3 protein-coding genes are annotated in these 2,722 nt (G+C 68.1%); 1 reads left to right on the top strand and 2 read right to left on the bottom strand.

Annotated features, from left to right (window positions below):
- Nucleotides 1-186: 186 nt before the first annotated feature.
- Nucleotides 187-1,641, top strand: a complete 1,455-nt coding sequence (gene dnaA, locus Q8Q88_RS11890) for a chromosomal replication initiator protein DnaA (protein WP_305675400.1) — start codon at nucleotides 187-189, stop codon at nucleotides 1,639-1,641.
- A 57-nt stretch (nucleotides 1,642-1,698) separates the two neighbouring features.
- Here dnaA and Q8Q88_RS11885 read toward each other — a convergent pair whose 3' ends face one another.
- On the bottom strand, nucleotides 1,699-2,298 hold the full coding sequence (locus tag Q8Q88_RS11885; RefSeq protein ID WP_305675399.1) for an SOS response-associated peptidase family protein: 600 nt from the start codon (nucleotides 2,296-2,298) through the stop codon (nucleotides 1,699-1,701).
- Between the two features lie 93 nt (nucleotides 2,299-2,391).
- Nucleotides 2,392-2,722 (bottom strand): S1 RNA-binding domain-containing protein (locus tag Q8Q88_RS11880; protein ID WP_305675398.1); only part of this gene is annotated, 331 nt, incomplete at its 5' end.

The following is a 2,722-nucleotide window of genomic DNA, read 5'->3' as shown; positions in this document are numbered from 1 at the left end:
AAGAATCACCGTTGACCCCCTAACCGCCCCGACTAGGGTGGCAAGTCTTAAGACGTCCTTCCATCTGATCTCGGATGAAAAAAGACGGCGGCGAGGGCTATGCTCGCGCTGAATAAGGCTTTGTGTTCGTTAAACAAAGTTAGCCGTCGCGGGGGCGCTGGGCTGATGACACATGATGGGGTTGGAATGATGGCCAATGGTGGCATTGCGGGTTCTATGTCTGAGGCGCCGGCGGGGGCTGTCTGGACGAAAACCTGCGTCGCGCTGAAGCGGGAGCTGGGCGAGGCGACCTTCGGGTCGTGGCTCGGCCAAGCCGCCCTGCGCGAACGCGGGGCGGACCTGTGCCTGGTGGCCGCCACCGGCGTGGCTCGCGATTGGATTCGTCGTCATGCCTGGCGGCGCATCGGCGAGCTGTGGGCCCAGAACGACCCCATGGGCCGCAGCCTGGACCTGAAGTCGCGCATGGAGTTCGACGCCCAGGCGCAAGGCGCCTATGCCGAGACCCAAGCCCTGGCTTCTCCTTCGGTCGCCGCCGTAGACACCGATGTCATCGAGATCGAGGTTCCGGTCGCGGCGCCCAGCGTCGAGGCCCGCGCGGCCCGTCAGCAGGGCCTGCAGGAGCGCTTCTCCTTCGAGACCTTCGTGGCCGGCCCGGCCAACGAGTTCGCCTTCGCCGTGGCGCGCCGGGTGGCGTCCTGGGCCGACGGCCATTTCAATCCGGTGATCTTCCACGGCCCCTACGGCTTCGGGAAGACCCACCTGCTGAACGCCCTGGCCTGGGAGGCCATGCAGACCGGCCCCGGCAAGCGCGTGGTCTACATCACCGCCGAGCGCTTCACGACGACCTTCGTCAAGGCCGTCCAGGACCGCCAGACCGCGGCCTTCAAGGACGAGCTGCGCAACGCCGACCTGCTGCTGATCGACGACGTCCAGTTCGTGGCCGGCAAGACCTCCACCCAGGAGGAGCTGTTCCACACCCTGCTGGCCCTGGTCGAGGACGGCCGCCGCGTGGTGATGACCGCCGACCGCTCGCCCGCCGAACTGTCGGAAATGGAGCCGCGCCTGCGCAGCCACCTGCAGTCGGGCCTGGTCTGCGGCATCGAGCCGGCCGACCGGACCCTGCGTCTGGGCATCCTGGAGCGCAAGCTGGCCACCCTGGCCGCCCAGGGCCGCTTCGTTCCGTCGGCCAAGGCCGAGGTCCTGCAGTTCCTGGCCGACCGCTTCACCGACAGCGTCCGCGAGCTGGAGGGGGCGCTCAACACCCTGATCGCCCGCGTGGGCGGCGATATCGCCCGCCTGACCCTGGACGAGGCCCAGACCATCCTGCGGCCCCACCTGGCCTGCAATGAGCGCCGGGTGACCGTCGACCAGATCCAGAAGGTCGTGGCCGAGCACTATCAGCTGAAGCAGGCTGACATGATCTCCGAGCGCCGCGCCCGCGCGGTGGCCCGGCCCCGCCAGGTGGCCATGTGGATCGCCAAGCAGATCACCACCCGCTCCCTGCCCGACATCGGCCGTAGGTTCGGCGGTCGCGACCACACCACGGTGCTACACGCCGTGCGCCGCATCGAGAGCCTGAAGGCGGAGGATCCGATGATCGCCCGCGACGTGGATGTGCTGTTGCGCAAGCTCAGGGGCTGATCCCGCCGAAACCGCTGGAAGCCGAAGGTCCGCCCTCACCGGCGGGCCTTTCGCGTTTCAGGCGGCCAGGTCGACGCCATCCTTGCGCAGGGTCTGAGCGATGAGCGTCCCCGCCGGCCCGGCCCGGAGCAGCTCGCCTTCCGGCCGGGCCAGGGTCAGCCAATCCATGCCCGCCTGGGGGGCGAAGGTGACGATCTGGCGGTCGTGGAACGGCTTCACGTCAGGACCGGGCTCGGTGGTCAGCAGGGTGAAGCAGCCCTCCTTGACGATGCCGGCGATCCAGAACCAATCCTCCGCCGCCAGGGTGAAGCGGTGGCGGTCCTTCAGTTTCACGCCGCCGGCCTGGGGGGCGGTGTACTCGATGAACCCGTCGGCCAGGACCAGGACCCGGTCGCTGTGCGAGAAGTTCCTGCCCTCGGCGCGGAAGTTGAACACCGGCGCCCCGCGCGGTCCGGGCCAGGCCCAGGTGACCGCCTCTCCCTCCAGCGCCCCGCCGCGCAGCCGCACCACCACCGCGGTGTCGCGGATGCGGATGGAGGGCTGGGCGTCGAGGTTGGGAACCAGGCCGTCGCGCCAGCCGAACAGCGGCAGGCCGCGCTTGTCGAACTCGGCGATGGCGTCGGCGAGCTGTTTCTGACGGGCGAATTCGTTGCACATGGCGCGAGGTTAGCGCGAGCGGCGAGCGACCCAAACGAAAAGGGCGACCGCATCGCTGCGGCCGCCCCCTCGAACTCTACAAACCTGGAAGCCTTAGGCTTCTTCGGTCTCGGCCGGCGACTTGGCCGACAGGTCTTCACCGGTCTCCTGGTCGACGACCTTCATGGAGAGGCGGGTCTTGCCGCGATCGTCGAAGCCCAGGAGCTTGACCTTCACGGACTGGCCCTCGGTCAGGACGTCCGACACCTTGCCGACGCGCTCGTTGGAGATCTGGCTCACATGGACCAGGCCGTCCTTGGCGCCGAAGAAGTTCACGAAGGCGCCGAAGTCGACGATCTTCACGACCTTGCCGGTGTAGATGGCGTTCAGTTCCGGCTCCGAGGCGATGGACTTGATCCACTCCTTGGCCGCGTCGATCTTCGAC

The sequence above is a fragment of the Phenylobacterium sp. genome (assembly GCF_030697925.1).
Classification (GTDB): Bacteria; Pseudomonadota; Alphaproteobacteria; order Caulobacterales; family Caulobacteraceae; genus Phenylobacterium.
Note: the sequence above shows the minus strand (reverse complement) of the source record. Positions and strands in the feature narration are given on the sequence as shown.

Excerpts from the sequence above, each read along its gene's own strand:
- Q8Q88_RS11885 (WP_305675399.1), bottom strand. The coding sequence starts at position 2,298 with ATGTGCAACGAATTCGCCCGTCAGAAACAGCTCGCCGACGCCATCGCC.
- dnaA (WP_305675400.1), top strand. The coding sequence starts at position 187 with ATGATGGCCAATGGTGGCATTGCGGGTTCTATGTCTGAGGCGCCGGCG.